Origin of the sequence: Actinocatenispora thailandica, assembly GCF_016865425.1 — a bacterium.
In the GTDB taxonomy this organism is placed as follows: Bacteria; Actinomycetota; Actinomycetes; order Mycobacteriales; family Micromonosporaceae; genus Actinocatenispora; species Actinocatenispora thailandica.
Genome location: NZ_AP023355.1, coordinates 4,380,916 through 4,406,139, shown reverse-complemented (window position 1 = coordinate 4,406,139; position 25,224 = coordinate 4,380,916). Strand labels below are relative to the sequence as shown.

Sequence of the window (25,224 nt, the reverse complement as noted above, 5' to 3'; positions counted from 1 at the left end):
CCCCCGGCCCGCTCGGCGCCGCGGCGGGCGCCTCGCCCGGCCCTGGCGTCCGGGCTCATGCCGGGTCCTGCAGCTCGGTCAGGAAGTCGAGCACGTCGCCCACGGTACGGATGGTGCGCAGGCCAGGCGCGTCGAAGTTGAGCTCGCGACCGATCTCGTCCTCGACCCGCAGCGCCAGCTCGGAGAAGTCCAGCGACCGGAACCCGATCGCGGCCAGCTCCGCGGACTCGCCCGCCGGAAGATCCTTTCCCTGCGCGGCGAGTACCTGCGTGAGCAGTTCCCGGATCTGATCCCGGTTGAGCGCGGAAATCGGTGCGGCGGATCCGTCAGAATTCATTTCTGCACAACCTCGTGTTCATGTGGGGATAGGGTGCGTGGCGGCCTGGAATGTAGCGTACGAACCGCAACCGAAGGTGAATTCCAGGGAGCCGTGAATGTTGCGTGTCGCGCGTGAGGCGGAGCGCGAGACCATCCGACGCTGGCGCAATCACCCGCAGGTGCGGGCGGCCAGTTTCACCGACCACGAGATCGCCGCGGACGAACACCGGGTGTGGTGGCGGCGGGTCGCCACGGATCCCACCCGGGCGCTGCTGGTGTACTGCGAACCCGACGGTGCCGCGGCGCTGCCGACCGGCGTGGTGCTGTTCGAGGACCTGCGTACCGAGTCCGGGCAGCGCACCGGCTCGTGGGGTTTCTACCTCGACGTCGACGGCGTCGAGGCCCGGGGCACCGGGCTGTCCTCCTGGCTCGGCGTGCAGCGGGCCGCCCTGGACCACGCGTTCGACGTGCTGGGTCTCGACCTGCTCACCGGCGAGGTGCTGGAGCACAACACCGCGGTGCGCCGCGGCAACCGGCGGTTCGGGTTCGTCGAGGGGCCACCGGCGGTGCGCACCGTGGCCGGCCGCACCGTCCGGTACCGGCGGATCAGCCTGCGCCGGGACCAACGTCGCGGCACCTCCCGCCCCGCGCCGGCCGCCGGCACCGCTTCACCAGGGGCCGCTTCGCCCGGCGCCACCCGGACCGCTTCACCCGCCGAGACCGCTTCGCCCGGCGCCACCCCGACCGTTTCCCGCGAGGAGAACAGATGACCAGCTCGGACCCGACCAGCCGGCCGGACGTACAGATCGGCAAGACCAGCATCGGGCCGGCGCACCCGCCGATGATCATCGCCGAGATGTCCGGCAACCACGACGGCCGGCTGGACCGCGCGCTGGACATCGTCCGGATGGCCGCCGACGCCGGCGCGCACGCGGTGAAGCTGCAGACCTACACCGCCGACACCATCACCGTCGACGTGGACACGCCCCGCTTCCGGCTCGCCGCCGACCACAAGCTGTGGCCCGGCCGCCGGCTCTACGAGCTGTACCAGGAGGCGCACACGCCGTGGGAGTGGCACGAGCCGATCTTCGCGCTCGCCGCCGACCTGGGCCTCGCGGCGTTCTCCAGCGCGTTCGACCCGACCGCGATCGAGTTCCTGGAAGGGCTGGACGTGCCCGCCTACAAGGTGGCGTCGTCCGAGGTCACCGACCTGCCGCTGGTGCGCGGAATGGCGGCCACCGGCAAGCCGCTGATCATCAGTACCGGGATGGCCACCCTCGGTGAGATCGACGCCGCGGTGCGGGCGGCCCGCTCGGTCGGCAACGACCAGCTGGTCGTGCTGGGCTGCACCACGTCGTACCCGGCGCCCCCGGAGGACAGCAACCTGCGCTCGCTGCCGGTACTGGCGGGCGCGGTCGGCGCGCACGTCGGCCTGTCCGACCACACGCTGGGTATCGGCGCGGCGGTCGCCGCGGTGGCGCTCGGCGCGACCGTGATCGAGAAGCACGTCACGCTGTCTCGTTCGGACGGCGGCGTCGACTCGGCGTTCTCGCTGGAACCGGCGGAGCTGGCCGCGCTGCGGACCGAGACCGAGACCGCCTGGCGCGCGCTCGGCCGGGTCTCGTTCGGCCCGTCCTCGGCCGAGGCGGAGGGGCTGCGGTTCCGCCGGTCGCTGCACGTGGTCGAGGACGTTCGCGCCGGTGATGCGGTGACCGCGCAGAACGTCCGGTCGATCCGGCCCACCGGTGGGCTGGTGCCGGACGCGTTCGACACCGTCGCCGGCCGCACGTTCCGTACCGACGCCGCCAAGGGCACCCCGCTCACCTGGGACCTGCTCTGAGGGTGCCACCTGCCGCCGGGCCGGCGGTGCCACCCGCCGCCGGGCCCGCGGTGCCACCTGCCTCCCGGCCGGCGCGGCGGTGCCGGTCGGGTCAGCGGGTGCCGCCGTTCGACCCGGCGACCGCGTCGGCCGGGTCGAACGACGGCTCCGGTCATTCGGGGCTGGGCGGACCCGACCGAATCCCGGGTTCGATCTGCCTCGGACGACCTGCGGCGGCGGGGCGGAGCGCGGCGAGGGCGTCGGCCACCCGGCCGGCGCCCAGACCGTCGACCAGCTGCCAGGCGGTGGCGTGCAGCCGGGTGCGTTCGGCCCGGTCGGTCAGCAGCCACCGCAGCGTGCTGGTCGCCGGCGCCGGATCCTCCCGCAGCGCGGACAGCTCGCCCAGGCCGGCGACGGCGCCGGTCTCGACCGCCCGGCCGTACCCGATCCGCTGGTTGCCGACCACGCAGACCAGCGCGGCCGCCGCGCCGAGGCAGGCCAGTTCCCAGGCGGAGGTACCGGACGCCGCGACGACCAGGTCCGCCTCGGTGACCAGCCGGGCCAGCTCGTCGGTCGGCCCGATCACCCGGCGCCGCTGGCCCGCCGGTACCGGCACCGTGGCCACCGCCGCGGCCAGTTCGGCGGTGGCGGCGACGACCGTGACGTCGCACGGCACGCCGGTGGCGGCGAGCGCGGCGGCCAGTACCGGGGCCGCGCCGTGCGGGTCGGTGCCGCCGAAGAACGCCAGTACGCCGGGCCGGCCGGCCCGCGCCACCCGGGGCTGCGCCGGCCGGTGGGCGCGGATCTCCGCCCGCTGCAGCGCGTACCGCAACCCGGCCAGCCGTGGCGCCGGCCCCGGGTCGCGTTCGGCACCGAGGTTCTGGTCCAGGTACAGGTCGGCCGGCTGTACCGGGCTGTCCCCGTCGACCAGCGCGAGCACCGGCCGGCCGGCGGCGCGCAGCCGCTCGCCCACCCACGGCGGCATCAGGTACGAGTCGAGCACCACGGCGTCCGGCGCCACGGTGCGCGGCACTGCGGTGTGCGGTGCGGCGGTGTGCGGTGCGACGGCACCGCACACCGCCGCGGCCGGCTCCGCACCGCCGGGCCCCGGCGGTGCGGAGCCGAGCACGGTCGCCACCGGGTCCGGGCCCGGCGGTACCCAGTCGAAGCCGGCGGTGGCGAGCCGGCGGGCGGCGAACGGCAGCTCGCCCAGGTCGGCGACGAACCGTACCGTGGTGCCGCGTGCGGCCAGCTCCTCGGCCAGCGCGAGGCAGCGCATCAGGTGCCCGCTGCCCGCCGTGCGTCCGGCGTCGCAGCAGCACACGACGTGGTTCACCCGGCCTCCAGGACCTTCTGGCGGACGTGCGCGTTCATCCCGGTGACCTCCGGGTGGGCCCGCAGCCAGCCGATCAGCTCGGGCAGCGCGACCGGCCGGTCCCCGAAGCGGTCGACGACCGACTCGATCAGCCGCCAGTCGTCCGGCGTGTCCAGGGTGACCCGCAGGTCGGAGGCGTCCGGATGCAGGGTCAGGCCGAGCATCGACCAGCTGGCCGGGTCGGTGTAGAGCCCCGAGGTGACGTGCGTGCGATGGTGCCCGACCGCGGTGGCGGACAGCTCGCGCAGCGCGCCGGCCGCGATCACCTCGACGTCGGTACCGCGAGGCAGCCGGCGCGGCAACGCGGTACTGACGTAGTCCAGCCACGGCGCCGCCCGCCAGGCGTTCGCCGCGGCGGCGACCACACCCGGGTCGAGCAGCGGGCAGTCGGCGGTGAACCGCACCACCGCGTCGGCCGGCCGGTCGTCCAGCGCCGCGACGAACCGGGAGAGCACGTCGTGCACCGAGCCGCGGCTGGTCGCCACGCCCAGCGCGGTCGCCTCGGCGACGACCGCGTCGTCGGCCGGGTCAGTGGTGGTGGCGACCACCAGCTCGTCCAGGGCGCCCGAGGCGCGGGCCGCCCGGATCACCCAGCCCAGCACGCTGCGCCCGCCGAGCGGCCGCAGTACCTTGCCGGGCAGCCGCGTCGAGCCCATCCTGGCCTGCACAATGCCGATGATTCTCGTCATGTCGTTCCCATTCGGTGTTCACCTGGTAATAACCTCGTCGGTTTTCACTGACCGCAACACGGCGTTTTCTTGGAAGGAATCGTTGAAGGCAGTGTCCACACTCACGGGTTCAGACATTCTCATCACCGGGGGAACCGGTTCGTTCGGCAAGGCCTTCATTCGGCACCTGCTGGACCATCATGACCCGGCCCGGGTGGTGGTGTTCTCCCGGGACGAGCTCAAACAGTACGAGGTTCGTCAACTGTTCAACGACGATTCACGGTTGCGTTGGTTCATCGGCGACATCCGCGACGTGGACCGGCTGCGCCGGGCCATGCACGGCGTCCAGTACGTGGTGCACGCCGCCGCGCTCAAGCAGGTCGACACCGCCGAGTACAACCCGTTCGAGTACGTGCAGACCAACGTCGCCGGCTCGCAGAACGTGGTCGAGGCGGCCATCGACAGCGGCGTGCGCAAGGTGGTCGCGCTGTCCACCGACAAGGCGTCCAGCCCGATCAACCTGTACGGGGCGACCAAGCTCGTCGCGGACAAGCTGTTCGTGTCGGCGAACCACTACGCCGCGCACCACCCCACCCGGTTCGCGGTCGTGCGGTACGGCAACGTGATGGGCAGCCGCGGCTCGGTCATCCCGTTCTTCGCCAAGCTGGCCGCCGAGGGCAAGTCGCTGCCGATCACCGACAAGCGGATGACCCGGTTCTGGATCAGCCTGCCGGCCGCGGTGCAGTTCGTCGTCGACTCGTTCGACCTGATGGCCGGCGGCGAGCTGTACGTGCCGCGCATCCCCAGCATGCGGGTGCTGGATCTGGCCACCGCGGTGGCGCCGGACGCGCCGACCCACGAGATCGGCGTCCGCCCCGGGGAGAAGCTGCACGAGGAGATGATCTCGCCGGAGGAGGGGCGGCGCGCGCTGCGGCTGGCCGACCGGTACGTGCTGCAGCCGACGATCGCGACGTGGGGCTACCGGCCGCCGGCCGAGGCGGAGACGGTACCGGCCGACTTCAGCTTCCGCTCCGACACCAACGACCTGTGGCTGTCGGTCGAGCAGCTGCGCGAGATGCTCGTCGCCGCGAAGGCGAGCTGAGGTGCTCCCGTACGGTCGGCAGTCGATCGGCGACGAGGAGATCGAGGCGGTCGCGGCGGTGCTGCGCGGCGACTGGCTGACCACCGGCCCCGCGGTCCGCGCGTTCGAGGCCGAACTGTCCACCGTGGCCGGCGGCGCGCACGCGGTCAGCGTCACGTCCGGCACCGCCGCGCTGCACACCGCGTACGCGGCGGCCGGGATCGGGCCCGGCGACGAGGTCGTGACCAGCCCGATGACGTTCGTGGCGACCGCCTCGACGGCCGCGCTGCTCGGCGCCACCGTGGTGTTCGCCGACGTCGAGCCGGACACCGCGCTGCTGGACCCGGCCGCCGCGAAGGCCGCACTGACCGACCGCACCCGGGTGGTCGCCGCGGTCGACTACGCCGGCCACCCGGCGGACTACGACGCGCTGCGGTCGGTCGCCGACAGCGCCGGGGCGCTGCTGCTGGACGACGCCGCGCACTCGATCGGCGCATCGTATCGGGGGGCGCCGGTCGGCTCGATCGCCGACCTGACCACGTTCTCGTTCTTCCCGACGAAGAACCTGACCACCGCCGAGGGCGGCGCGGTCGTCACCGGGGACGCCGAACTGGCCCGGCGGGCCGCCCGGTTCCGTAACATCGGGCTGGTCCGGGAGGCGGACGAGTTCCGCATCACCGATCAGGGCGGCTGGCACCAGGAGGTGCACGAGTTCGGGCTCAACTACCGGCTGCCGGACGTGCTCTGCGCGATCGGCAGCGTGCAGCTGCGCCGGCTGTCGGCCTTCCTGTCCCGCCGCGCCGAGCTGGCCGACCGGTACCGCCGCCTGCTGTCCGACGTGGACGGCCTGGCGCTGCCGGCGCAGCGGGCGGACGTGACGCCGGCCTGGCACCTGTTCCCGGTGCGGGTGCTCGGCGGCCGGCGCCGGGAGATCTACGACGGGATGCGCGCCGGCGGGATCGGCGTGCAGGTCAACTACGTGCCGGTGTACTGGCACCCGGTGTTCGCCGACGCCGGCTACCGGCGCGGGCTGTGCCCGAACGCCGAGGCGTACTACGCCGAGCAGCTGTCGCTGCCGATGTATCCCGGGCTGACCGACACCGACCAGGACCGGGTCGTCGAGCGGCTGCGCGCCCTGCTCACCTGAGCGTCCACAACAGACACCAGCGCGGCACGGCAGATCGAGTGAGGACGGCGATGAACCACCAGAACCACTGGTACGGGCACGCGCACGCGCTGGCCCGCTACTGCGGGCTGGCCGCACCGCCACGGATCTGGGGGTACCTGCAGCACGGCTGGAACGTGCACGACGGGTACGGCGCCGACGACAGCCCGGCGCCCGGGGTGCCGCGGCTGGTCTGGTCGGACGGGCCGCGCCGGCGCGGCATGCTCGCCGGCCGGCACGGCTACCGGGTGATCGGCGCGCCCTTCGCCTACCTGCTCGCCACCCCGGGTGCGCCGGCCGGCGGCGCCGGCGGGGCGGTCGGGCCGCCCCCGGAGCGGCGCGGGACGATCTTCTACCCGTTCCACGGGTGGGAGGCGCAGTCGGTGTTCGGCGATCACCGGGCGCTCGCCGCGGAGATCGTCGAGCGGGCTGAACCGCCGGTCACGATCTGCCTGTACTGGCTGGAGTTCAGGCATCCGCAGCTGCGCGAGATGTACGAGTCGTTCGGCTTCCGGGTGATCACGCATGGACCGCGCGGCGGCCACTACCAGGGCACCGACCCGTGGTTTCTGAACAAGCAGCTGGCCGAGCTGCGGGCGCACCGCTGGGTGGCGGCGAACCGGCTGTGCACCGCCGTGCTGTACGGCGCCGCCGCCGGCTGCCGGGTGGGGGTCTACGGCGACCCGATGATGATCGAGAACGAGCACCCCGCGTACGGCGGGATCGCCCGGATCCGCCGGCTCTGGCCCGAACTGCACGTACCCGAGGTGGATCCGGAGCAGGCGGCCGAGGTGGCCCGGCAGGAGCTGGGTGTCCGGCACGTCGCGCCGCCGGCCGAACTCGCCGACCTGCTCGGCTGGCCACCCCTCGGGCAGCGGGCCGGGACGGAGTCGGTGGCGTGAACCGCATCGAACCGACCCGGCCGGCCGGCGCCGGGCGGCACGCGCCGACCTGCGGGCAGCGGCGTGCGAGTCGCGGCCGGAGTGCGTCCGGGCACCCCGCTGTCGTTTCGACGAGGGAGGAACGGCGATGAGCGCGTCGACGGTGACCGTGGACGCCGGCGCGGTTCCGCTGCTGGGCGGCGAGCTGCTCGGCGAGTCCGATCTGGACGGTACCGACCGGTACGGGGACTGGCTGCTGCCGCTACTGGCCGAGGCGTTGCCGGCGACGGGCCGCACGCTGGTCCTGGGCCGGTACCACGACTCGTTGCTCACCGCGCTGGCCGCCCGCGGCAGCCAGGTGGACCTGGTGCTGCGCAGCCTGCCGGATGCCGCCGCCGCGCGGGTACGGCTCGCCGCGGCCGGTGTCCGGGTCCGCTGCGGTGGGTTGGACCGCATCCCGGCCGGCTCCGGCTACGACGCGGTCCTCGCGGTGGACGACCCGGTGATCCTGTCCGGCCCGGACCACCTACCGGGATCCTGGCCGGCGACGCTCGCGACGATCGGTGCGCTGGCCCGCCCCGGCGCGCCGGTCGTCGTCCTGGTGCCCAACCCGTTCGGTCTGGACCGGCTGGTGCACGGGGACGCACCGACCACTGCCGGGCCCGGTGTCGACCCGGCCGGTTCGGCGGCCGGGATCGACGGCGTGCCGGGCGGGGTGGCCGCGGTACCCGGTGTGCTCGCGGCGGCCGGGTTGCCGGTCCGGACACTGCTCGCCGGCTATCCGGGGCTCGTCGCCACCGCGACTGCGCTGCCGCCGTACCCCGAGGGTGGCGACACCGCGGCCGAGGTGCCGGCCCGGCTGATCGCCGCCGGGTACGCCGCGGCCCACGCCGGCCCGGCGCTCACCGACCCGGGCCGGCTCGCGTACCAAGCGGTACGCCACGGCCTCGGGTTCCCGCTCGCACCACACTGGATCGCCATCACCACCCGTCGCGTCGGATCGGTGACCGGTACGGGCAGCCGCTCCGCGGCGGTCCACCCCGGGCCGGTCGGCACCGAACCGGTCGGCACCGAACCGGTCGGCACCGGCCCGGCTCACCCTGAGCCGGGCCGTACCGAGCCGGCGGCCGACGGCAGGCCGCCGGCTGATGTGACCGACGCCCTCGACACGGCGCCGGCGGCGATCGTGCTCGCCGACCGGGGGCAACCGGCGTACTGGGCGGTGCCCCGGGTGGTGCGCCGGGCCGGGGCCGGCTGGCGGGCCGAGCCGCTGCGGCCCGACCACTCCGTCCGGCTGCTGGACCACCTGCGCCGGGATCCGCGCCGGCTGACCGGAGCGGTACCGGCGGGGGAGAGCCTGGCGGACGCGCTGGCTGCGGCCTGCCGCCACGGTGACCTCGTCGCGGTACGCGGGCTGGTCACCGGGTATCTCGGCTTCCTCGGGACCGGTGCGCAAGCCGGCCGGTGGCGCGCGGTCTGGTCCGACGACGAGGCGGGGGAGGACCCGCTCTGCCGCGCCGACCGGGTGCTCGCCACCTGCGACGCCGTCCTGGTCGGCCCCGCCCCCGCCGACCCGGACGGTGCGATGCCGGAGGCCGGCGACACCGGCGACGTCGACCGGGACGGTGCCGGCCCGGACGGCGCCGCCGGCCCGACCGGCTCGCTGGTCCTGCGGTTGGCGGATCGCAGCTGGTCGTCGGGGGTAGCGGTACCGGTCCGGCTGGTGTTCCTGCGCGGCCTGCAGCGGTTCGCCTACCGGTTGCTGGCCAGCGGCGCGCCGCACCCGTGGCCGGCCGGCCTGTCCGCCGACCGGCTGGCCAGCACGCTGGCCGCCACCGCCGACGTCACCACCTCGGCGCGCGAGCTCGCCGACGCCGCCGCCCTGGCGGTGTACCTGACCGCTCCGCTCGGCACGGACGAGCCGCCGCCGGCGGCGGAGGAACCGGGCGCCGGCCAGCTGGCGCCGGGGCAGGCGGTGGCGGGCGGCGCCGAGCCGGGCGAGCACGCCGAGGCCGTCCGGTACGCGGCCGGGCAGCCCCGCTGGGCGGCCGACCCGGCGCTCGCCACACCACCGCCGCGCGGGTACGCCGAGGCGCTCGCGGTGATCGGTGCGCTGGGCGCCGAGCTCGCCGACGCGCGGGCACAGATCGGTTGGCTGGACGTCACCGTCGCGGAGCGCGACCGGCGGCTGTCCGAGCTAGGCACCCTGCGCCGGTCGGTGACCTACCGGGTCGGCTACCTCGCCACCCTCCCGTACCACCTGGGCATCCGGCTGCTGCGCCGGGAACTGCGCCGGCTGCGCCGGCCCTGACAAGGAGATACCCGAGTGCGTCTGAACGCGGCCACCGCGGAGTTCGACCGGTTCCTCGCCGTGGCCTCGGTCTACTGGTCCAACAACATCCGGCCGGTGGGGCCCGGTGCGGGCACCATCGTGGTCGAGGTGCTGCACCAGGACCTGCGGGTGGCGTTGCGCACCCTGACCGTGGCCAACGGGCTGCGCCGGATCTTCCCGGCCCGGCTGATCGTGCTGACCGGCAGCGACCCCGACTGGCACGACGCGCTGTGGACCCGGTTCGACACCGGCCTGGTGCGCAAGCTCGCCGACGCCTACCAGGCCGACGACGTGCTCGACGTGCACGAGCTGGTCGACGCCTACCTCGCCACCGGTGCCGCGGCCGGCCCCGGCAGACCGGCCGGAGGGGATGACGCGGTCGGCTGGGTGGGCGCCGCACCGGCGTTCCGCGTCGCCGGCCGCGGGGTGCCGACGCGCACCGGGCGCGAGCCGCTGGACGCCGCCGAACTCGCCGCCAACCGGTACGCCACCGCCTGCCGGCTGCTGAAGGTACCGCGGCTGACCGACGAGCACCGCGGCGGCGAGAAGTACCGGCGGATCGTGGCGCGCACCGACGCGTTCGCCGACGCCTACGACCGGCTGTTCGCCGCGTTCACCCCGGATGCGCTGGTCACCAGCCACGTCGACTACAACCAGTGGGGGCTCGCGGTGAGCGCGGCCCGGCGGTACGGGACGCCGATCCTGCACGTGCAGACCACCGGTTCGCTGAAGTCGTACGCGGTCTACCCGGAGGACTTCGACACGGCGCCGAGCCCGCGGGCCGCGCTGACCGGCCGGATCGGCGAGTACTTCGAGAAGACGCTCTGGCCGATGCGGGAGTCGCTGCGGCACGGGGCGGAGCTGGTGTCCTGGCGGGCCAAGGGGAACCTCGGCCGGCCGTCCTGGTGGCGGGGCGGCGCGACGGCGTCGGTGGACATCCGTACCGGCACCGAGCGGCGGCAGCTGCGGTCGCACGCGGCGCACCGGTTCGGGTTCGAGCCGGACCGGCCGACCGTGGCGGTGTTCAACCACGCGGTGTCCGACGCGCTGGGCACCAACGTGGAGCACTTCGCCGACCTGGCCGACTGGTTCGAGCGCACCGCCGACTACGCCGCCGAGCGGACCGACGTGAACTGGCTGTTCGTGGACCATCCCAGCCAGGGCCTGTACGATGCGACCGGGTTCTTCGACGCGGTCGCCGACCGGCACGCCGGGCGCGGCAACCTCGCCTTCGTGCCGAGCGCGAAGCTGGCGAAGAACCTGCTGCTGAGCCTGACCGACCTGGGGGTCACGGTGCGCGGCAGCGTCTCCAACGAGCTGCCGGCGTACGGGATCCCGGCGGTGATGGCCGGCTGGGCCGAGTGGTCGGCGTGCGGCTTCGCCCGGGTCGCCACCGGCGTCGACGACTACTGGTCGGTGCTGGACGACTCGATCGGCGGGCTGCGGTCCGGCGCCGAGCTGGTGTCGCCGGAGCAGCAGGAGCGCGCCCGGCTGTGGCACTGGTTCTACCGCACCGCCGCCGACGTGCCGACCTCGCTGGTACCGCACTGGGAGGCCGGCCAGTCCGACCAGCTGCTGCGCATCCTGCGGGTGGCGATGCAGCACGTGGAGTCGGACGGCGACCCGGCGTTCACCGCGGTACGGCGGATGTGGCGGCGCCGCGAGCCGTTCCTGACCCGTTTCGACCTGTCCGCCGCCGAGGACGAGCTGTGGGAGGGCTGATGTTCGACACCGTGCTGGACCGGCCGGTGCCGGCGCTGCGGCCGCCGGTGACGGTACGCACCGGCGGCGGCGCGTCGCTGCAGATCTGCGACGGCTTCGTGCGCGGTACCGGCATCGTCGGCCGGTTCTCCGCCAGCCCGGGTCTGCTCGGGCTGAAGGTCGCGGCCGGCGGGCCGGTGCGGGTCAGCGTGGTGCTGCGGGCCGACCGGGAGACGGCGACCTGGTGGGAACACCGCGTCCCGGATTCGGTACGGCCGCGCCGGCCGCATGCCGCCCGGCTGCTGCTGGTCCGGTCGCAGGGCGCCACCCGCGCCGCGGCGCTGCTGACCCGGCCGCGCGGCGCGTTCGCGCTGGACGCGACCGCCACCGTGCGTTTCGACCTGGCCGCCGACGAGCTCCCGGCCGACGGCCTGCTGGTGCTGGAGATCGCCGACGCGGCGGCCGGGACCGGCAGCCTGCCGTACGCCGCGGTCGGGGTCCGGATCGATTCCGTCGCCGTCGAACCACTTCCGGCGGTCGGCCCGGCGGTCTCGGCCGAGGGCCAGGTGGCGCCGGCCGGCGGTTCGTCGGTCGAGGACGGGCTGTTCCTGGTGGCACCGCCCAACCCGGACCCGGTGCGCTACCGGTGGGTGCTGCGCGCCGCGCCGCAGCCGCCGGCCGCGGTCGACCCGGTGACCCCGCAGTACGGGCCGCTCTGGCAGGAGCCGCCGACCGGCGCGCCGCCGCTGCGCTACCGGGACAAGGGCATCGCGCTGGCCAGGCGCCGGTACGAGGCGGCCCGGTTCGCGGCGCTGCGCCGGCTGCGCCGCACCACGCTGCGCACCGGCCGTACGGTGACCGCCCCGGTGCGGTACGCCACCGCGCCGGCGACGGTACGGGCCGCGCTGGCCGAGCCGCCGGTGGTCCGGCTCGTTCCACTGGACGGCGGCGCGCCGCGGCCGTGCCGGGTGCACCGGCGCGGCGGCGAGCTGGCCGTCGAGTACTCCGGTCGGCTGGCCGGCCCGGCGGTGGTGCGGATCGAGACGGCACGACCGCTGGACTGGCGGCTGCGCCGCACCGAGATCGATCCGGTACCGGCGGTGACGCCGGAGCTGTCCGGCGACGCCGAGGCCAACCGGGAGCTGCTGCAGCGGCTGCTGGCCGGGCCGGCGGCGATCCGGCTGCCGGCCGGCGAGTACCCGGTGGCGGGCGGGCTCACCGTGCCGGCCGACGCGACGCTGCGGGGCGACCCGGCGGGTACCACCCTGGTGCAGCCGGTCGCGGCGGAGGCGCCGCTGCTGCACGTGCTCGGCTCCCGGGTGCTGCTCGCCGACCTGACGCTGCGGCTGCCGGACGCGCGGCCCGGCCCGCACGACGGCGACCGGTGGACCGCGGTCACCGTGGGCCGCTACTTCTACCCGGAGCGGCCGGACTGGATCGACGAGGTCGAGCTGCGCGGCCTGGCGGTGCGGCGGGCCGGTCGCTGCCCGGCGAACTCGGTGGCGGTGCTCGGCGCGGTCCGCGACCTGACCGTCGACGGGCTCTCGGTGTCCGGCGGCGGTACCGGCCTGGCGGTGCACTGGGGTGCCGTCGGCACCGACGTCACCGAGCTGACCGGCCCGTCGTACCACCCGTACCGGCTGCGGCTGCGCGACGTGCGGGTGGCCGACGCGTTCGAGGGCTGCTACCTCAGTTCGGTGCACGACGTGTCGCTGCGCGGGCTGCGCTGTACCGGGGTGGAGATCGGCTTCCGGCTGCTGCCCGGCGACAACACCGACCGGTTCCACGCCACCCCGGGCAGTTCGCCGGTGTCGTCGAGGATCGAGGTCAGCGACGCCGAGGTCGGCTGGTGCGGCCGGTACGCGGTGCGGATCGCCGGGTGGGGCCGCAGCGAGGTGGACGGCCGTACCGGCGTGCTGGCCTACCGGGACGTCAGCGTCGCCGGCGTGCTGCTGCGCGCCGAGCCGCCGCTGGCGAACGACGCCGACCGGGTGTCCCTGGTACTGGAACGGGCCGAGGGCGTCGCGATCCACGGGGTGCGGCTCGCCGGTGCCGAGGTCGCCGAGGTGCGGCGGGACGACGTGCCGGTCACCCTCGACGCGCTCGCGCATGATCGACACGACGGGTAGTTGGTCCACTTCGGACAGTGCGGGAGCGTGACGTCCGACCGGCCGTGCTCGTTCAGTAGAGAGGTGCTGCCGGGTCCCGGCCGGCACCTCACGGACAGGTTGTCACCGGGCCGGCGGCACCAGCCGGCCCCACCACCCGGGCGAGATCGACGCGGTCATCGCGCATCCCGCCGGCGGCGGTGGAACAGCCGAACCGGTCCGGCCAGGTCAGTGCCGGGCCGGCCGCGACCCGGCCAGCGGTGACCAGACGAGTGCGGGGAGAGAAACCGGTGCGGCAGGACATCGACGACACACATGCGGGTCGGCTTCCCAAAGGTCCGACGCGTCCTTTACTGTTGCCGCCCATGAGCGATACGCCCGATCGCAACGACGAATCACCCCACACCGCCCCGATCGCGACCCGTGCGGTCGCCGGCCGTGGCCATCTGTTCGACACCACGCTCTACCAGGCCTGGGCGATCGACGCCGACGGCGGCTGGCGCTACCTGCCCGCCGACGCCAGCCCGGACGCCGCGGCCGACGGCGCCGGCGAATCCTGGCGCGCGCTGACCAAGGCCGGTGCGCTGCACTGCCCGTACCCGGGTTGTGCCGCCGCCTTCTCCGGCGTCCGCAAGGGCGCCGGTCGGGTCGCCTTCGTGCATCCCAAGACCGAAGCCACGCACACCGACAAGCAGGCCAAGCTGGAAATGTGGCGGCTCGCCGGTCGACAGGCCGTGGCCGGCTGGGCGCGGCAGGCGTACCCGGGCGGCACCGTCCGCACCGCCGACATCGACCTGACGCCGACCCCGGACGTGCTGATCGACACCGCCGACGGGACCCGGATCGCGGTGCACCTGCTGGCCGACAAGATCTCCGACGCCGACTGGCGGGCCCAGGCCGACGCGCATCGCGAGGCCGGCGTCACCGCCGTCTGGCTGCTCGCCAACACCGGCGCGTTCGCCAAGAAGGCGCCGGGGACCGACCTGTACCGGCCGGCCGCGCCGGTGCCGGCCGCGCTCGCCGGCCAGGCCACGGTCGCCTGGCTGAACCCGTTCCTCGGGTTGATCGGCCAGGCCGACGCGGACGCCGACGCGACCGCGCTGGCCCTCACCGAGCTGCCGATCGAGGCCTGGCGCCTCGACGCCGGCGCCAAGTCGGCCGCGGCCACCGAGCCGGCCGGCAGCACCGAGCCGGCCGGCAGCACCGAGCCGGCCGACAACACCGAGCCGGCCAGCACCGCCGAGCCGGTTGCCGAGGCCGACCCGGCCGGTTCGGTCGTCGCCGAGGCGGCAGCCGAGCCGGCCGACGCCGCCGAGCCGCCGGCCACCACCGCCGGCGATGCGGCAGCCGCGCCGGCCGCCGCAGACCCGGCGGACTCCGCGACGAAGCCGGCCGAGGCCGAGCCGGCGGCGGAGGTGGCCGCCGCGAAGGCCGGGGTGGAACAGTCCGCCACCGACGAGCCGCCCGCGCAGAAGGACGCGGACGTCACCGCGGGCACCGACCAGCCGGCCGCCGTCGCGACCGACGCGCCGACCAGCGTGGCGACCGCCGAACCGGCCGAGGGGAAGGACGCCGACCTCACCGCGGGCACCGACCAGCCGGCGACGGCGGGCGCCCCGGCCGCCGCGGAGCCGGCCGCCACCCGGCCGACCGGACGAGGCACCCAGGCCGGCCGGCCGCCGGCGGCGCCGCGGTCCGGCGGGTGGCTGCGTCGAATGCTCGACCGGCTGCGCCGCCCGGCCGCCTGACCCGCGGCGTGCGTTGTCCGATGCCCACCGATCCCGCCGGGATCGGTGGGCATCGCGCTGTCCGTACCGTTCGGCCCCGGCGGGTGCTATTCGGCACGCGTACAGGTGGTGCACAGGAAAGTCCCCACGGTGCCACAGCCGGCGTGGCCACGATGGGTACATGCGGCAGACAGGTATCGAGCCCGGCCGGGCCCACGGCGGCGCCGGCCCGGTGCGGCTGAGCCGGCCGGACGGCTCGGACGTCCGGGTGCTGGTCGTCGACGACGAGCAGACCCTCAGCGAGCTGCTTGCCATGGCCCTGCGGTACGAGGGCTGGGACGTGCGGTCGGCCACCGACGGTGCCGGCGCGGTCCGGCTGGCCCGCGAGTTCCGGCCGGACGCGGTGGTGCTCGACATCATGCTGCCCGACCTGGACGGGCTGGAGGTGCTGCGCCGGATGCGGTCCGAGGCGCCGGAGCTGCCGGTGCTGTTCCTGACCGCCCGGGACGCGGTGGAGGACCGGGTGGCCGGGCTCACCGCCGGCGGCGACGACTACGTGACGAAGCCGTTCAGCCTGGAGGAAGTGGTGGCGCGGCTGCGCGGGCTGATGCGCCGGGCACACCGGGTCGCCGCCCGGGAGGGCTCGCTGCTGGTCGTCGGCGACCTGAGCCTGGACGAGGACAGCCACGAGGTGCGCCGGGACGGGCAGGACATCCAGCTGACCGCGACCGAGTTCGAACTGCTGCGGTTCCTGATGCGCAACCCGCGCCGGGTGCTGAGCAAGGCGCAGATCCTGGACCGGGTGTGGAGCTACGACTTCGGCGGCCAGGCGAACATCGTCGAGCTGTACATCTCGTACCTGCGGAAGAAGATCGACGTCGGTCGCGACCCGATGATCCACACCCTGCGCGGTGCCGGCTACGTGCTCAAACCGGCGCTCTGAACCGGTGATGACCGGCAGCCCGCAACCGCACCCCGCCGGTACCGCGGCCGGTGGCCCGCCGCGACGGCGGGCCCGGTTCGCCGGCTGGTCGCTGCGGTCCCGGCTGACCGCGATGGTGGTGGTACTGATCGCGATCGTCTGCGTCGCGGCCGGGGTGGCCACCGAGGTGGCGCTGCGCTCGTACCTCTTCGCGCAGCTGGACGGCCAGGTCGACCAGGCCGCCCGGCACTCGGTGGTGATCCAGCGCGGGCCGGAACCGCCCGACGTGCAGCCGGGACACCGCCAGCCGCAGCGGTTCCTGGGGCTGCCGGCCGGTACCGTGCTGGCCACCGTCGAGGGGGGCGCGGTCACCGACGGGCAGCTGGTCGAGACGCACTCGGTCGGCGGCCTGCCCACCGAGGCCGGCCAGCAGCTGGCCCAGGTACCGGCCGACGGCCAACCCCGGTCCGTCGACCTCGGCGGTGACCTCGGCACGTACCGGCTGGTCGGGCTGCCGGTCGGGAACGGAGAGACCGTCGTCGCCGGTCTGCCGCAGGGGTCGGTGGACGCCACCCTGCTGCGGGTGGCGCTGATCGAACTGCTGATCGCCTCGGGCGCGGTGCTGATCGGCGGCACGGTCGGTGCCCTGGTGGTCCGGCACTCGTTGCGCCCGCTGCGCCGGGTCGCGGCGACCGCGAGCCAGGTCGCGGAGCTGCCGCTGGAGCGCGGCGAGGTGGCGCTGTCGGTCCGGGTGCCGGACGCCGACCTGCAGCCGACGACCGAGGTCGGTCAGGTCGCCGGTGCGCTCAACCGGATGCTGCAGCACGTGGCGAACGCGCTGTCCGTCCGGCACGCCTCCGAGCAGCGGGTGCGGCAGTTCGTCGCGGACGCCAGCCACGAGCTGCGCACCCCGCTCGCCGCGATCCGCGGGTACGCCGAGCTGACCCGCCGCGGCGGCCACCACCTGCCGCCGGACGTGCGGCACGCGATGGACCGGGTCGAGTCCGAGTCGGCGCGGATGAGCACGCTGGTCGACGACCTGCTGCTGCTGGCCCGGCTGGACTCCGGGCGGCCGCTGGCGCACGAGGAGGTCGACCTGTCCCGGCTGATCGCCGACGCGGTCAGCGACGCGCACGTGGCGGGACCGCAGCACCACTGGCAGCTGGATCTGCCGGCCGAACCGGTGCTGGTCACCGGTGATGCCGCCCGGCTGCATCAGGTGGTGGTCAACCTGCTCGGGAACGCCCGGACCCACACGCCGCCGGATACCACGGTGACCGCCCGGCTGCGCGGTGATCGCCGGGTCGCGGTGCTGTCGGTCCGCGACGACGGGCCGGGGATCGCCCCGGAGCTGCTGCCCCGGGTGTTCGAACGGTTCGCCCGCGGCGACTCGTCCCGCTCCCGGTCCGCCGGCAGCACCGGGCTGGGCCTGGCCATCGTGTCGGCGGTGGTCGCCGCGCACCACGGTACGGTCGGGGTCACCAGCCCGCCGACCACCTTCACCGTCCGCCTGCCCACCACACCGCCGCCGAGCGCGAGCTCCGACCCGCCGGTGCCGGCTGCCGCACCGGCACCGCGGGCGGCTCTGCCGGCACGGCCGGCAGACCGATCCGGCGGTACGCCGCAGCAGCAGTGACCGGCCGGGCGGGGTTGCCCCGCCCGGCCGGCCGGGTCTGCGGTCAAGGCCGCTGTCGCGGCTTGTCCACCACGGAGACGGTCATGGCGTCGAGGTCGCGGACGGTGCCGGCCGGCACGTCGCTGTCCGAGAGCGCGGTGATCCGCATCCCGATGTACTGACCGGTGTCCGGGTCGATGATGATCTCCTCCCGATCGCCGTACGCGTCGAGACCGAGCGCGGTGCCGCGCCTGCCGGCGAGGTTCGCGACCCGCTCGGTCACCTTCAGGTTCGGCAACATCGCCAGTGCGCGGTAGATCGTGCCCCGCAGCTTGGCCGGGATCACGCCGGAGCTGAGCAGCATCGCGCTGGTCTGCATCACCTGCTGCTCGACGTCGGCCGCGTGCACCGGCTTGCCGTTCGCCGCCCAGGCCAGGTACTTCTTCGGGTCCTGCGGCACCTGCTTGAGCAGTTCGGTGTTCGGCTGCTTGCGTACCTCGTTGCCCTGCACGCAGCGCGGGGTGCCGCCGGAGTACACGTGGTAGAAGTCGCCGCAGGCGGCCTCGGTCCAGGCCGGTGGATCACCGAAGCCCTTCCGCGCCTGTGCACCGTGCTTGGCGATCTGCTCCTTCGTACCCACCAGCCACTTGATCGAGCCGATCTGACCGAAGTGCTGCACCCAGGTCCCGGACTGGTCGTACGGCACCCACTTCTCGGTCTGCGTGGTGCGGCGCCAGGCGAGCGTGTAGTGGTCGGGCGCGTAGACGTAGACCTCGGAGCTGATGTCCTTGACGTACAGGTACTGGCCCGGGCCCAGCTTCGGGTCGCCGAACTGGACGGTCTTGGTCGCGGCGGCCCGCATCGTGCTGCCGCCGGGCACCGTGGCGACGGTCGTCTTGTCCGGTACCGCCGCCCGCTTGTGCTGCGATGGGTGGTGCTGGCCGAACGGGCCGGTGAAGGCGACCGCGGCGGCTGCGACGACGGCGACGCCGGCGGCGATCGCGGCGGACACCCAGCGTCGGGTGCGGATCGGCCGCGGCGGCGTGCCGTCGTGCTGGCGCGAGGGGGTGAGCATCGGTACGCCCTGGTGTGCGAGCGCGTCGTCCAGGGTGGCGCGGGCGGTGCCGAGTCGCTCGCCGGCGTCGTCGGCGTGCAGCGCGTCGAGCGCCCGGTCCAGGTCCGCGTCCGTCCACAATGGACGGATTGGTTCGGTTCGGTGATCAGTCATCGGTGCCGTCCTCGTGCAGGGTCGTGGTGGGGCACTGCCGGCGCAACCAGCGGCGTACCCGGTGCAGCCGGGAACGCACGGTGCCCGGCGGGATGTGCAGGACCTGGCCGATCTCGGTGGCGTCCAGCCCGGCCCAGCTGGTCAGCAGCAGTACGTCCCGGTCGCCGGGCGGCAGCTGGCTCAGCGCCGCGGCGAGCTGACCCACCCGGTACGCCGCGTCCACCCGGTCGCCGACCGCCTCCGCGTGGTCGGTGCCGGCGGTATCGCCGGCGGCCAGCCGCGAGGTCGCCCGCAGCCGGCGCATCTCGGTACGTTCGTGCTGCTTGAGCTGGTTGCCGGCGATGCCGTAGAGCCAGGCCCGGATGCCGGCCCGGTCCGGGTCGTAGCTGGCCCGGCGACGCAGCGCGGTGAGGAACGTCTCGGCCACGATGTCCTCGGCGGCGCTGGCGCCGACCCGGCGGGCCAGGTAGCGCTGCAGGCCGGGGGCGTGTTCGGTGAACAGCCGACCGAACCGTTCGGTCAGCGCGGTGTCGGTGAGTGCGGCGAGGTTGGGCCGGTCCAGCTCGCCGGCGTCGGAGTGTGCCGGCGATGCGCCGGCAGGGCTGGTCATCTGGGTGCCACGTCCTTACCTCCCGTGGGGCCTGATGTCGGTCACACTGCTTGTTCGCCGCATGCCCAGCAGGTGTTCACGAGCTGTGGACCGAATGCTCGCCGGCCGCTCGGCCGGGCCGGTGCTCCCGCGGTACGGCGAGCGGCCGGCCGTGGGCCCGGAGGGGCATCACGGCCGGCCGGAGGGGCTGCCTCAGCGCCGGTGCACGGCCAGCGCCCGGCCGAGGCAGAGCAGCGATGCGACCGAGGCCACGGTACGGATCGCGTTCCAGGCCAGCCACGGCGTCCGGATCCGGTCGATGACCGGCCCAGCGTGCGCGGTCCCGGCGGCGGCGAGCTGCTCGTTGAGCGGGATGTCGCCGACGATCGTGGCACCGAAACCGACCACGTACAGGGCGAGCGCGAGCAGCGCGAACAGCGCGGCGGTGCGGTTGCCCCGGCGCCGCTGCTGCACCGTGGCGATCGCGGTGACCGCGAGCGCCCCGAAGAACGCCGCGAAGAACACCGGGTTCTCGATCGACTCGTTGATCCGGTTCATGGCCTCCGCGTACGTCCTGTCCGATGCGCGCGACAGGCCAGGGATCACCGCCACCTGGAACGCGAAGTACACGCCGGCGACCAGCCCGACGGTCAGCAGCGACAGCATCAGCATGGTGGCGCCGGAGGTGGCGTACCGGCGGGTCCGCGGCGCCGCGTTCGGGACGGCGGGAGTGGGCGGAGGGGTCGAGATCGTCATGACCCGATTCCACCGTGAGGCGGGTCTCGGGGCCATGGTCACGGCGCTCGAGGAGCATGCGTACGCGTCTAGAGTGGCGGCGTGGATCCGCTGGACGCGCTGCTCACCGGGCCGCGGGCACACGGCGCCTTCCTGCTGCGCAGCTCGCTCGCGCCACCGTGGTCGATCCGGGTACGCGACGAGGCGCCGCTGACGCTCGTCGCGGTCGCCGGCGGGCACGCCTGGGTGCTGCCGGCCGCGAGCGACCCGGTGCGGCTGGCGCCGGGAGACGTCGCCGTCCTGCGCGGGCCCGACGAGTACACGGTGGCGGACGAACCGGGCACCGAGCCGCAGGCGGTGATCCACCCCGGACAGCGCTGCACGGCGCCCGACGGCACCACGCCGTACCCGATGACCGGCCCGCGGAGCTGGGGAAACAGCCCGGACGGGGGCTGCGTACTGATCACCGGGACCTACCAGGTGCTCAGCGAGGTGTGCGGGCCGCTGCTGGCCGCGCTGCCGCCGGTGGTGCACGTACCGGAGTGCACGTCGCCGTTGGTCGGGCTGCTGGCCACCGAGGTCGAGCGGGACGAGCCGGGCCAGGAGGCGGTCCTCGATCGGCTGCTGGACCTGCTGCTCGTGGCGGTGCTGCGCGACCACCTGTCGCGCCCCGGCCACGAGCCGCCGCCCTGGTACCGGGCGCAGTCCGACCCGGTGGTGGGGCCGGTGCTGCGGTTGCTGCACGACGACCCGGCGGCACCGTGGACCGTCAGCGCGCTCGCCGCCGAGGTGCACGTGTCGCGGGCCGCGCTGGCCCGCCGGTTCACCGAGCTGATGGGGCAGCCGCCGATGGGCTACCTGACCCAGTGGCGGCTGGGGCTCGCCGCCGACCTGCTCCGCGAGCCGGACGCGACGGTGGCCGGGGTCGCCGCCCGCGTCGGGTACTCCACCGCCTTCGCGCTGTCCACCGCCTTCAAGCGGGTGCGCGGGATCAGCCCGCGCGAACACCGCGAACGTGCCGCCGCGAGCCATCCGCCGGTCGCCGCCCCGGGCTGGCGCCGGCTGCCCGCCTGACGCTCTTCCCGCCGCGGGCGTGCCCCGGGCCCGCACCGGTCCCGGTGCCGTTGGGCGCCGGGGCGGCGCTTCGGATCAGAGCACGAAGCCGTGCGGGAACGGGTCGGTCGGGTCGAGCAGGTAGCTGGCGGTGCCGGTGATCCAGGCCCGGCCGGAGAACTCCGGTACCACCGCCGGCAGGCCGCCGACCTCGGTGTCACGCAGCAACCGTCCGGTGAACCGGGTGCCGATGAACGACTCGTTGACGAACTCGGTGTCCAGCGGCAGCTCGCCGCGGGCGTGCAGCTGCGCCATCCGCGCGCAGGTACCGGTACCGCACGGGGACCGGTCGAACCAGCCCGGATGGATCGCCATCGCGTTGCGGGAGTGCCGGGCGTCCGAGCCCGGTGCGAGGAACTGCACGTGCTTGCAACCGGACACGTCGCTGTCGACCGGATGCACCGGCCGGCGCTGCGCGTTGATGCTGTCCATGATGGACAGTCCGGCGGCCAGGATCTCGTCCTTGCGGCGCCGGTCGAACGGCAGCCCGACCCGCTCGATCGGCAGGATCGCATAGAAGTTCCCGCCGTACGACAGGTCGTAGCGCACCTCGCCGAACCCCGGCACCCGCACCACCGCGTCCCGTTCCAGGCAGAACGCGTCCACGTTGCGCAGCGTGACGCGCTGCACCGCGCCGTCCCGGACCGCGACCCGCGCGGTCACCAGCCCGGCGGGGGTGTCCAGCCGGACCAGCGTCTCCGGCTCGGTGACCGGCACCATGCCGGTCTCCACCAGCACCGTGGCGACCCCGATGGTGCCGTGCCCGCACATCGGCAGAAACCCGCTGACCTCGATGTACAGCACGCCCCAGTCGGCGTCGTCGCGAGTCGGCGGCTGCAGGATCGCGCCACTCATGGCGCCGTGCCCGCGCGGCTCGTCGACCAGGAACCGGCGCAGCTCGTCCAGGTGCTCCATCGCGTACCGGCGGCGCTGCGCCATGCTGGCACCCGGGATCGGTGCCACCCCACCGGTGACCACCCGGGTCGGCATGCCCTCGGTGTGCGAGTCGACCGCGGTGATCGCGCGTGCGGCCCGCATCAGGACTCCCGCAGCGCCGCGATCGCCCGGTCCAGGTCGGCGGTGAGCTGCTCGCGCTGGGCGGCGGTCAGCGGCCCGCGCGGCGGCCGGCACGGACCGCCGTACCGGCCGGTGCGGTCCAGGCCCAACTTGATCGCCTGGACGAACTCGGTGCGGGTGTCCCAGCGCAGCGTCGCGACGATCGGTTCGTACAGCGCCCGCGCCTCGTCCAGCTTGCCCGCCTCGGCGAGCGCGTACAGCCGGGTCGTCTCGGCCGGGAACACGTTGGGGAACCCGGCGAACCAGCCCGCCGCGCCCATCAGCACCGCCTCCAGCAGCACGTCGTCGGCCCCGGCGACGACCTGCAGGTCCGGCGCGTGCTCCTTGATCTCCAGCACCCGGCGCACGTCGCCGGAGAACTCCTTGACCGCGACCACGTTGTCGATCGCGGCGATCTCGCCGAGCAGCCGGGGGGTCAGGTCGACCTTCGTGTCGTACGGGTTGTTGTAGGCCATCACCGGCAGCCCGACCGCGGCGACCGCCTGGTAGTGCGCGACCACCTCGGACTCGTTGGCGCGGTACATGGTGGGTGGCAGGCACAGCACGCCGTCGGCGCCGTCCTCGGCCGCCGCCTCGGCCCACCGGACGGCCTGGTGACTGCCGACCCCGTGCACGCCGACGATGACCGTCGCGTCGGCGCCGACCGCGTCGATCGCGGTCCGGGCCACCCGCCGGCGCTCCTCGTCGGTCAGCGACGAGTACTCGCCGAGCGATCCGTTCGGGCCGACCCCGTGACAGCCGTTGTCGACCAGCCAGCGGCAGTGCTCGGCGTAGGCGTCGAAGTCCAGCGCGAGACCGGCCGGTGCGCTGGCCTGCTCGCGGTAGAAGACGGGCGTCGCCACCACGACACCGCCAAGTCCACGCGTCGAAGTACTCACGAAGGCTCCTCACTGTGTTCGGTGTCCGCGGCGGCGGCGAGTTCGCCGAGGCGGATGGGTTGGGCGATCGGGCGGTGGTGCGGGTTGCCGCCGCGGGCCGCCGTACCGGCCGCCGCCCGGCGGCGCGCGGCCTCGGCGGAGCGCAGCGCCGCGACCGTCGGACCGCAGATGCGGCCCTGGCACGGGCCCATCCCGGCCCGGGTGCCCAGCTTGGCGACCCGGGGGTCCTGGTCGGCCGCCAGCCGCAGCGCGCGGTACCGGACGTCCTCGCAGCGGCAGACCACGGTGTCGTCGCGCAGCCAGCCCGGCCAGCCGGCACCGATCGGATGCGCGGCGGCCAGCCGGTCGGCGAACCGGCGCCCCGCGGCCACCCGGCGCCGCAGCGCGCGTACCGCCGGGCGGTCCGGGCCGCCGGCCGCGAGCCAGCCGGCCAGCGCGCCCTCCGCTCGGGCGGCCGGCGCGCCGGCGATGCCGGTGAGCTCACCGACCGCGTACACCCCCGGCCGGCTGGTGCGCAGGTCGGCGTCGACGGCGACGAACCGGCGACCGTCCGGCTCGGCGCGCAGCGCGCACCCCGCGGCGACCGGCAGCTCCAGCTGCGGGCTGAACCCGTGCCCGACGCACACCGCGTCCACCGCCACGGTGCGCTCGGTGCCCGGTACCGCCGACCAGTCGTCGCGCAGCCGGGCGGTGACGACCTCCTCGACCCGGCCGTCACCGCGGGCGGCGACCACCGCGCGGCCGGCCAGCACGGGGACCCGGTGCCGGGCCAGCGTCGCCGCGTACCCGGCGAGTTCGGGCAGCTTGCCGGCCTGGGCGGCGAGCTGCCACGGGCGCGCGCCCCAACCGGCGGCGATCCGGCCCGGCCGGTTCGCCTCCAGCACCTGCCGGACGGTCGAGCCGGCGCCGAGCAGCGCGGCGGCCACCGGCAGCAGGAACGGACCGGTGCCGGCGACCACGACCTGCTCACCGATCGCCACCCGTTCGCCCTTCACCAGCGCCTGCGCCGCGCCCGCGGTGACCACCCCGGGCAGCTCCCAGCCGGGGAACGGCAGCATGGTGTCGTGCGCGCCGACCGCGAGGACCAACGCGTCCGCCTCGATCGTGCGGCGCCGCCGGCCGGCGCCGTCGGCCGGCCCGGTCAGCACGTGCACCACCGGTATCCCGTCGGCACCCTCCAGCGCCCACACGCTGGTCTCCGGCAGGAACGTGCAGCGCGAATGGCCCAGGACCTGGTCGCGCCGGGCGGCGAAGTCGCGCCAGCCGTGCTGCAGCCGGTCCGGTCGGGTAGCCCCGAACTCGGGCGCCGGCGCCCGGTGGTACTGGCCGCCCGGCTGCTCGGCCGCGTCGACCAGCGTGACGTGCGCGCCGGCGCCGAGCGCGGTGGCCGCCGCCGACAGCCCACCCGGCCCGGCCCCGATCACCGCCACGTGCCTCACCGGGCACCATCCACACTGGACGGTGTCGTGGCGGGAGCAGGCGGCTCCGGTTCGCCACCGGCCTCGTTGTCGTCCACCGTGGACGGGGCGGCGGCCCGGGACTGGGTGGCGATCACGTCACCGTCGCGGGCGCGGCGGCGGCAGGCCCGTACGTCCGGGATGCCGTTGACGGTCAGCAGGCAGTCGAAGCACACCCCGATGCCGCAGAACACGCCACGGGCGCCGCCGGTCGGCCCGTACCGCCAGGCGGTGCGGCCGGCGGCGAGCAGCACACCGGCGATGGACTGCCCGGCGATCCCGGTGACCGGCGTGCCGTCGACCAGGATCGTGACCGGCCGGTCGGCGCGGCCCAGCACGTCGGCGTCGGGCCGGATCGCTCGCGAACTCATGGCCGCTCCCCGCCGGTCTCCGGGCGGCGTCCCGACGCGGTGCCGCCGCCCGGCTGGCCGGTGC

22 protein-coding genes are annotated in these 25,224 nt (G+C 75.0%); 12 read left to right on the top strand and 10 right to left on the bottom strand.

Annotated features, from left to right (window positions below; genetic code table 11):
- Positions 1 to 55: 55 nt before the first annotated feature.
- On the bottom strand, positions 56 to 337 hold the full coding sequence (locus tag Athai_RS19600) for an acyl carrier protein (RefSeq protein ID WP_239157040.1): 282 nt from the start codon (positions 335 to 337) through the stop codon (positions 56 to 58).
- 97 nt (positions 338 to 434) lie between these two features.
- Between Athai_RS19600 and Athai_RS19595 the strand changes: the two genes are divergently transcribed.
- Positions 435 to 1,088, top strand: a complete 654-nt coding sequence (locus Athai_RS19595; protein ID WP_203962843.1) for a GNAT family N-acetyltransferase — start codon at positions 435 to 437, stop codon at positions 1,086 to 1,088.
- Positions 1,085 to 2,158, top strand: coding sequence for a pseudaminic acid synthase (gene pseI, locus Athai_RS19590; RefSeq protein WP_203962842.1), 1,074 nt, complete (start codon positions 1,085 to 1,087; stop codon positions 2,156 to 2,158). The genes Athai_RS19595 and pseI overlap by 4 nt, the downstream gene beginning before the upstream one ends.
- Positions 2,159 to 2,309: 151 nt before the next feature.
- On the opposite strand, the gene Athai_RS19585 is transcribed toward pseI, so the two are convergent.
- Positions 2,310 to 3,473, bottom strand: coding sequence for a spore coat protein (locus Athai_RS19585; RefSeq protein WP_203962841.1), 1,164 nt, complete (start codon positions 3,471 to 3,473; stop codon positions 2,310 to 2,312).
- A complete protein-coding gene (locus Athai_RS19580) occupies positions 3,470 to 4,201 on the bottom strand; it encodes a cytidylyltransferase domain-containing protein (RefSeq protein ID WP_203962840.1) in 732 nt (243 codons plus the stop codon). The genes Athai_RS19585 and Athai_RS19580 overlap by 4 nt, the downstream gene beginning before the upstream one ends.
- 91 nt (positions 4,202 to 4,292) lie before the next feature.
- On the opposite strand from Athai_RS19580, the gene pseB reads away from it, so the two are divergent.
- From pseB to Athai_RS19535, 9 genes are all read left to right on the top strand, one after another.
- A complete protein-coding gene (pseB, locus tag Athai_RS19575; protein WP_239157039.1) occupies positions 4,293 to 5,282 on the top strand; it encodes a UDP-N-acetylglucosamine 4,6-dehydratase (inverting) in 990 nt (329 codons plus the stop codon).
- 1 nt (position 5,283) lies between these two features.
- A complete protein-coding gene (locus Athai_RS19570) occupies positions 5,284 to 6,408 on the top strand; it encodes a DegT/DnrJ/EryC1/StrS family aminotransferase (protein WP_203962838.1) in 1,125 nt (374 codons plus the stop codon).
- A 50-nt stretch (positions 6,409 to 6,458) separates the two neighbouring features.
- Positions 6,459 to 7,328, top strand: coding sequence for a hypothetical protein (locus tag Athai_RS19565; RefSeq protein ID WP_203962837.1), 870 nt, complete (start codon positions 6,459 to 6,461; stop codon positions 7,326 to 7,328).
- Positions 7,329 to 7,455: 127 nt separating this feature from the next.
- Positions 7,456 to 9,618: a hypothetical protein gene (locus tag Athai_RS19560; RefSeq protein WP_203962836.1), complete on the top strand. Its 2,163-nt coding sequence runs from the start codon at positions 7,456 to 7,458 to the stop codon at positions 9,616 to 9,618.
- Positions 9,619 to 9,633: 15 nt separating this feature from the next.
- Positions 9,634 to 11,361, top strand: coding sequence for a hypothetical protein (locus Athai_RS19555; protein ID WP_203962835.1), 1,728 nt, complete (start codon positions 9,634 to 9,636; stop codon positions 11,359 to 11,361).
- Positions 11,361 to 13,469, top strand: a complete 2,109-nt coding sequence (locus tag Athai_RS19550) for a hypothetical protein (protein WP_203962834.1) — start codon at positions 11,361 to 11,363, stop codon at positions 13,467 to 13,469. Before Athai_RS19555 ends, Athai_RS19550 begins: the two co-directional genes overlap by 1 nt.
- Before the next feature lie 344 nt (positions 13,470 to 13,813).
- Positions 13,814 to 15,196: a hypothetical protein gene (locus Athai_RS19545; RefSeq protein ID WP_203962833.1), complete on the top strand. Its 1,383-nt coding sequence runs from the start codon at positions 13,814 to 13,816 to the stop codon at positions 15,194 to 15,196.
- Positions 15,197 to 15,356: 160 nt separating this feature from the next.
- On the top strand, positions 15,357 to 16,118 hold the full coding sequence (locus tag Athai_RS19540; protein ID WP_203962832.1) for a response regulator transcription factor: 762 nt from the start codon (positions 15,357 to 15,359) through the stop codon (positions 16,116 to 16,118).
- 112 nt (positions 16,119 to 16,230) lie between these two features.
- On the top strand, positions 16,231 to 17,733 hold the full coding sequence (locus tag Athai_RS19535) for a sensor histidine kinase (protein WP_239157436.1): 1,503 nt from the start codon (positions 16,231 to 16,233) through the stop codon (positions 17,731 to 17,733).
- Positions 17,734 to 17,776: 43 nt separating this feature from the next.
- On the opposite strand, the gene Athai_RS19530 is transcribed toward Athai_RS19535, so the two are convergent.
- From Athai_RS19530 to Athai_RS19520, 3 genes are all read right to left on the bottom strand, one after another.
- Positions 17,777 to 18,940 carry a CU044_5270 family protein gene (locus tag Athai_RS19530; RefSeq protein WP_203962830.1) on the bottom strand — a complete coding sequence of 388 codons (1,164 nt, stop codon included), beginning with the start codon at positions 18,938 to 18,940 and terminating at the stop codon, positions 17,777 to 17,779.
- Entirely contained in the window at positions 18,933 to 19,550 is a 618-nt protein-coding gene (locus Athai_RS19525) for an RNA polymerase sigma factor (protein WP_203962829.1), read from the bottom strand. The genes Athai_RS19530 and Athai_RS19525 overlap by 8 nt, the downstream gene beginning before the upstream one ends.
- A 192-nt stretch (positions 19,551 to 19,742) precedes the next feature.
- Positions 19,743 to 20,285, bottom strand: coding sequence for an anthrone oxygenase family protein (locus Athai_RS19520; protein ID WP_203962828.1), 543 nt, complete (start codon positions 20,283 to 20,285; stop codon positions 19,743 to 19,745).
- Positions 20,286 to 20,366: 81 nt separating this feature from the next.
- On the opposite strand from Athai_RS19520, the gene Athai_RS19515 reads away from it, so the two are divergent.
- Entirely contained in the window at positions 20,367 to 21,338 is a 972-nt protein-coding gene (locus Athai_RS19515) for an AraC family transcriptional regulator (protein WP_203962827.1), read from the top strand.
- A gap of 75 nt (positions 21,339 to 21,413) precedes the next feature.
- On the opposite strand, the gene Athai_RS19510 is transcribed toward Athai_RS19515, so the two are convergent.
- The 4 genes from Athai_RS19510 to Athai_RS19495 are packed head-to-tail and all read right to left on the bottom strand — an operon-like array spanning position 21,414 to position 25,160.
- Positions 21,414 to 22,415 (bottom strand): proline racemase family protein, encoded by a 1,002-nt coding sequence (locus Athai_RS19510; protein ID WP_203962826.1) that lies wholly within the window; start codon positions 22,413 to 22,415, stop codon positions 21,414 to 21,416.
- Positions 22,415 to 23,332 carry a dihydrodipicolinate synthase family protein gene (locus Athai_RS19505; protein WP_203962825.1) on the bottom strand — a complete coding sequence of 306 codons (918 nt, stop codon included), beginning with the start codon at positions 23,330 to 23,332 and terminating at the stop codon, positions 22,415 to 22,417. The genes Athai_RS19510 and Athai_RS19505 overlap by 1 nt, the downstream gene beginning before the upstream one ends.
- The gene (locus Athai_RS19500; protein ID WP_203962824.1) at positions 23,329 to 24,771 is read right to left on the bottom strand and encodes an FAD-dependent oxidoreductase; all 1,443 of its coding nucleotides are present in this window, start codon (positions 24,769 to 24,771) and stop codon (positions 23,329 to 23,331) included. The genes Athai_RS19505 and Athai_RS19500 overlap by 4 nt, the downstream gene beginning before the upstream one ends.
- Positions 24,768 to 25,160, bottom strand: a complete 393-nt coding sequence (locus tag Athai_RS19495; RefSeq protein ID WP_203962823.1) for a (2Fe-2S)-binding protein — start codon at positions 25,158 to 25,160, stop codon at positions 24,768 to 24,770. Before Athai_RS19495 ends, Athai_RS19500 begins: the two co-directional genes overlap by 4 nt.
- Positions 25,161 to 25,224: the final 64 nt, after the last annotated feature.

Coding starts and splice junctions, on each gene's coding strand:
- Athai_RS19600 (WP_239157040.1), bottom strand. CDS start 337: ATGAATTCTGACGGATCCGCCGCACCGATTTCCGCGCTCAACCGGGAT.
- Athai_RS19595 (WP_203962843.1), top strand. CDS start 435: ATGTTGCGTGTCGCGCGTGAGGCGGAGCGCGAGACCATCCGACGCTGG.
- pseI (WP_203962842.1), top strand. CDS start 1,085: ATGACCAGCTCGGACCCGACCAGCCGGCCGGACGTACAGATCGGCAAG.
- Athai_RS19580 (WP_203962840.1), bottom strand. CDS start 4,201: ATGACGAGAATCATCGGCATTGTGCAGGCCAGGATGGGCTCGACGCGG.
- Athai_RS19565 (WP_203962837.1), top strand. CDS start 6,459: ATGAACCACCAGAACCACTGGTACGGGCACGCGCACGCGCTGGCCCGC.
- Athai_RS19560 (WP_203962836.1), top strand. CDS start 7,456: ATGAGCGCGTCGACGGTGACCGTGGACGCCGGCGCGGTTCCGCTGCTG.
- Athai_RS19550 (WP_203962834.1), top strand. CDS start 11,361: ATGTTCGACACCGTGCTGGACCGGCCGGTGCCGGCGCTGCGGCCGCCG.
- Athai_RS19545 (WP_203962833.1), top strand. CDS start 13,814: ATGAGCGATACGCCCGATCGCAACGACGAATCACCCCACACCGCCCCG.
- Athai_RS19540 (WP_203962832.1), top strand. CDS start 15,357: ATGCGGCAGACAGGTATCGAGCCCGGCCGGGCCCACGGCGGCGCCGGC.
- Athai_RS19535 (WP_239157436.1), top strand. CDS start 16,231: ATGGTGGTGGTACTGATCGCGATCGTCTGCGTCGCGGCCGGGGTGGCC.
- Athai_RS19530 (WP_203962830.1), bottom strand. CDS start 18,940: ATGACTGATCACCGAACCGAACCAATCCGTCCATTGTGGACGGACGCG.
- Athai_RS19525 (WP_203962829.1), bottom strand. CDS start 19,550: ATGACCAGCCCTGCCGGCGCATCGCCGGCACACTCCGACGCCGGCGAG.
- Athai_RS19520 (WP_203962828.1), bottom strand. CDS start 20,285: ATGACGATCTCGACCCCTCCGCCCACTCCCGCCGTCCCGAACGCGGCG.
- Athai_RS19510 (WP_203962826.1), bottom strand. CDS start 22,415: ATGCGGGCCGCACGCGCGATCACCGCGGTCGACTCGCACACCGAGGGC.
- Athai_RS19495 (WP_203962823.1), bottom strand. CDS start 25,160: ATGAGTTCGCGAGCGATCCGGCCCGACGCCGACGTGCTGGGCCGCGCC.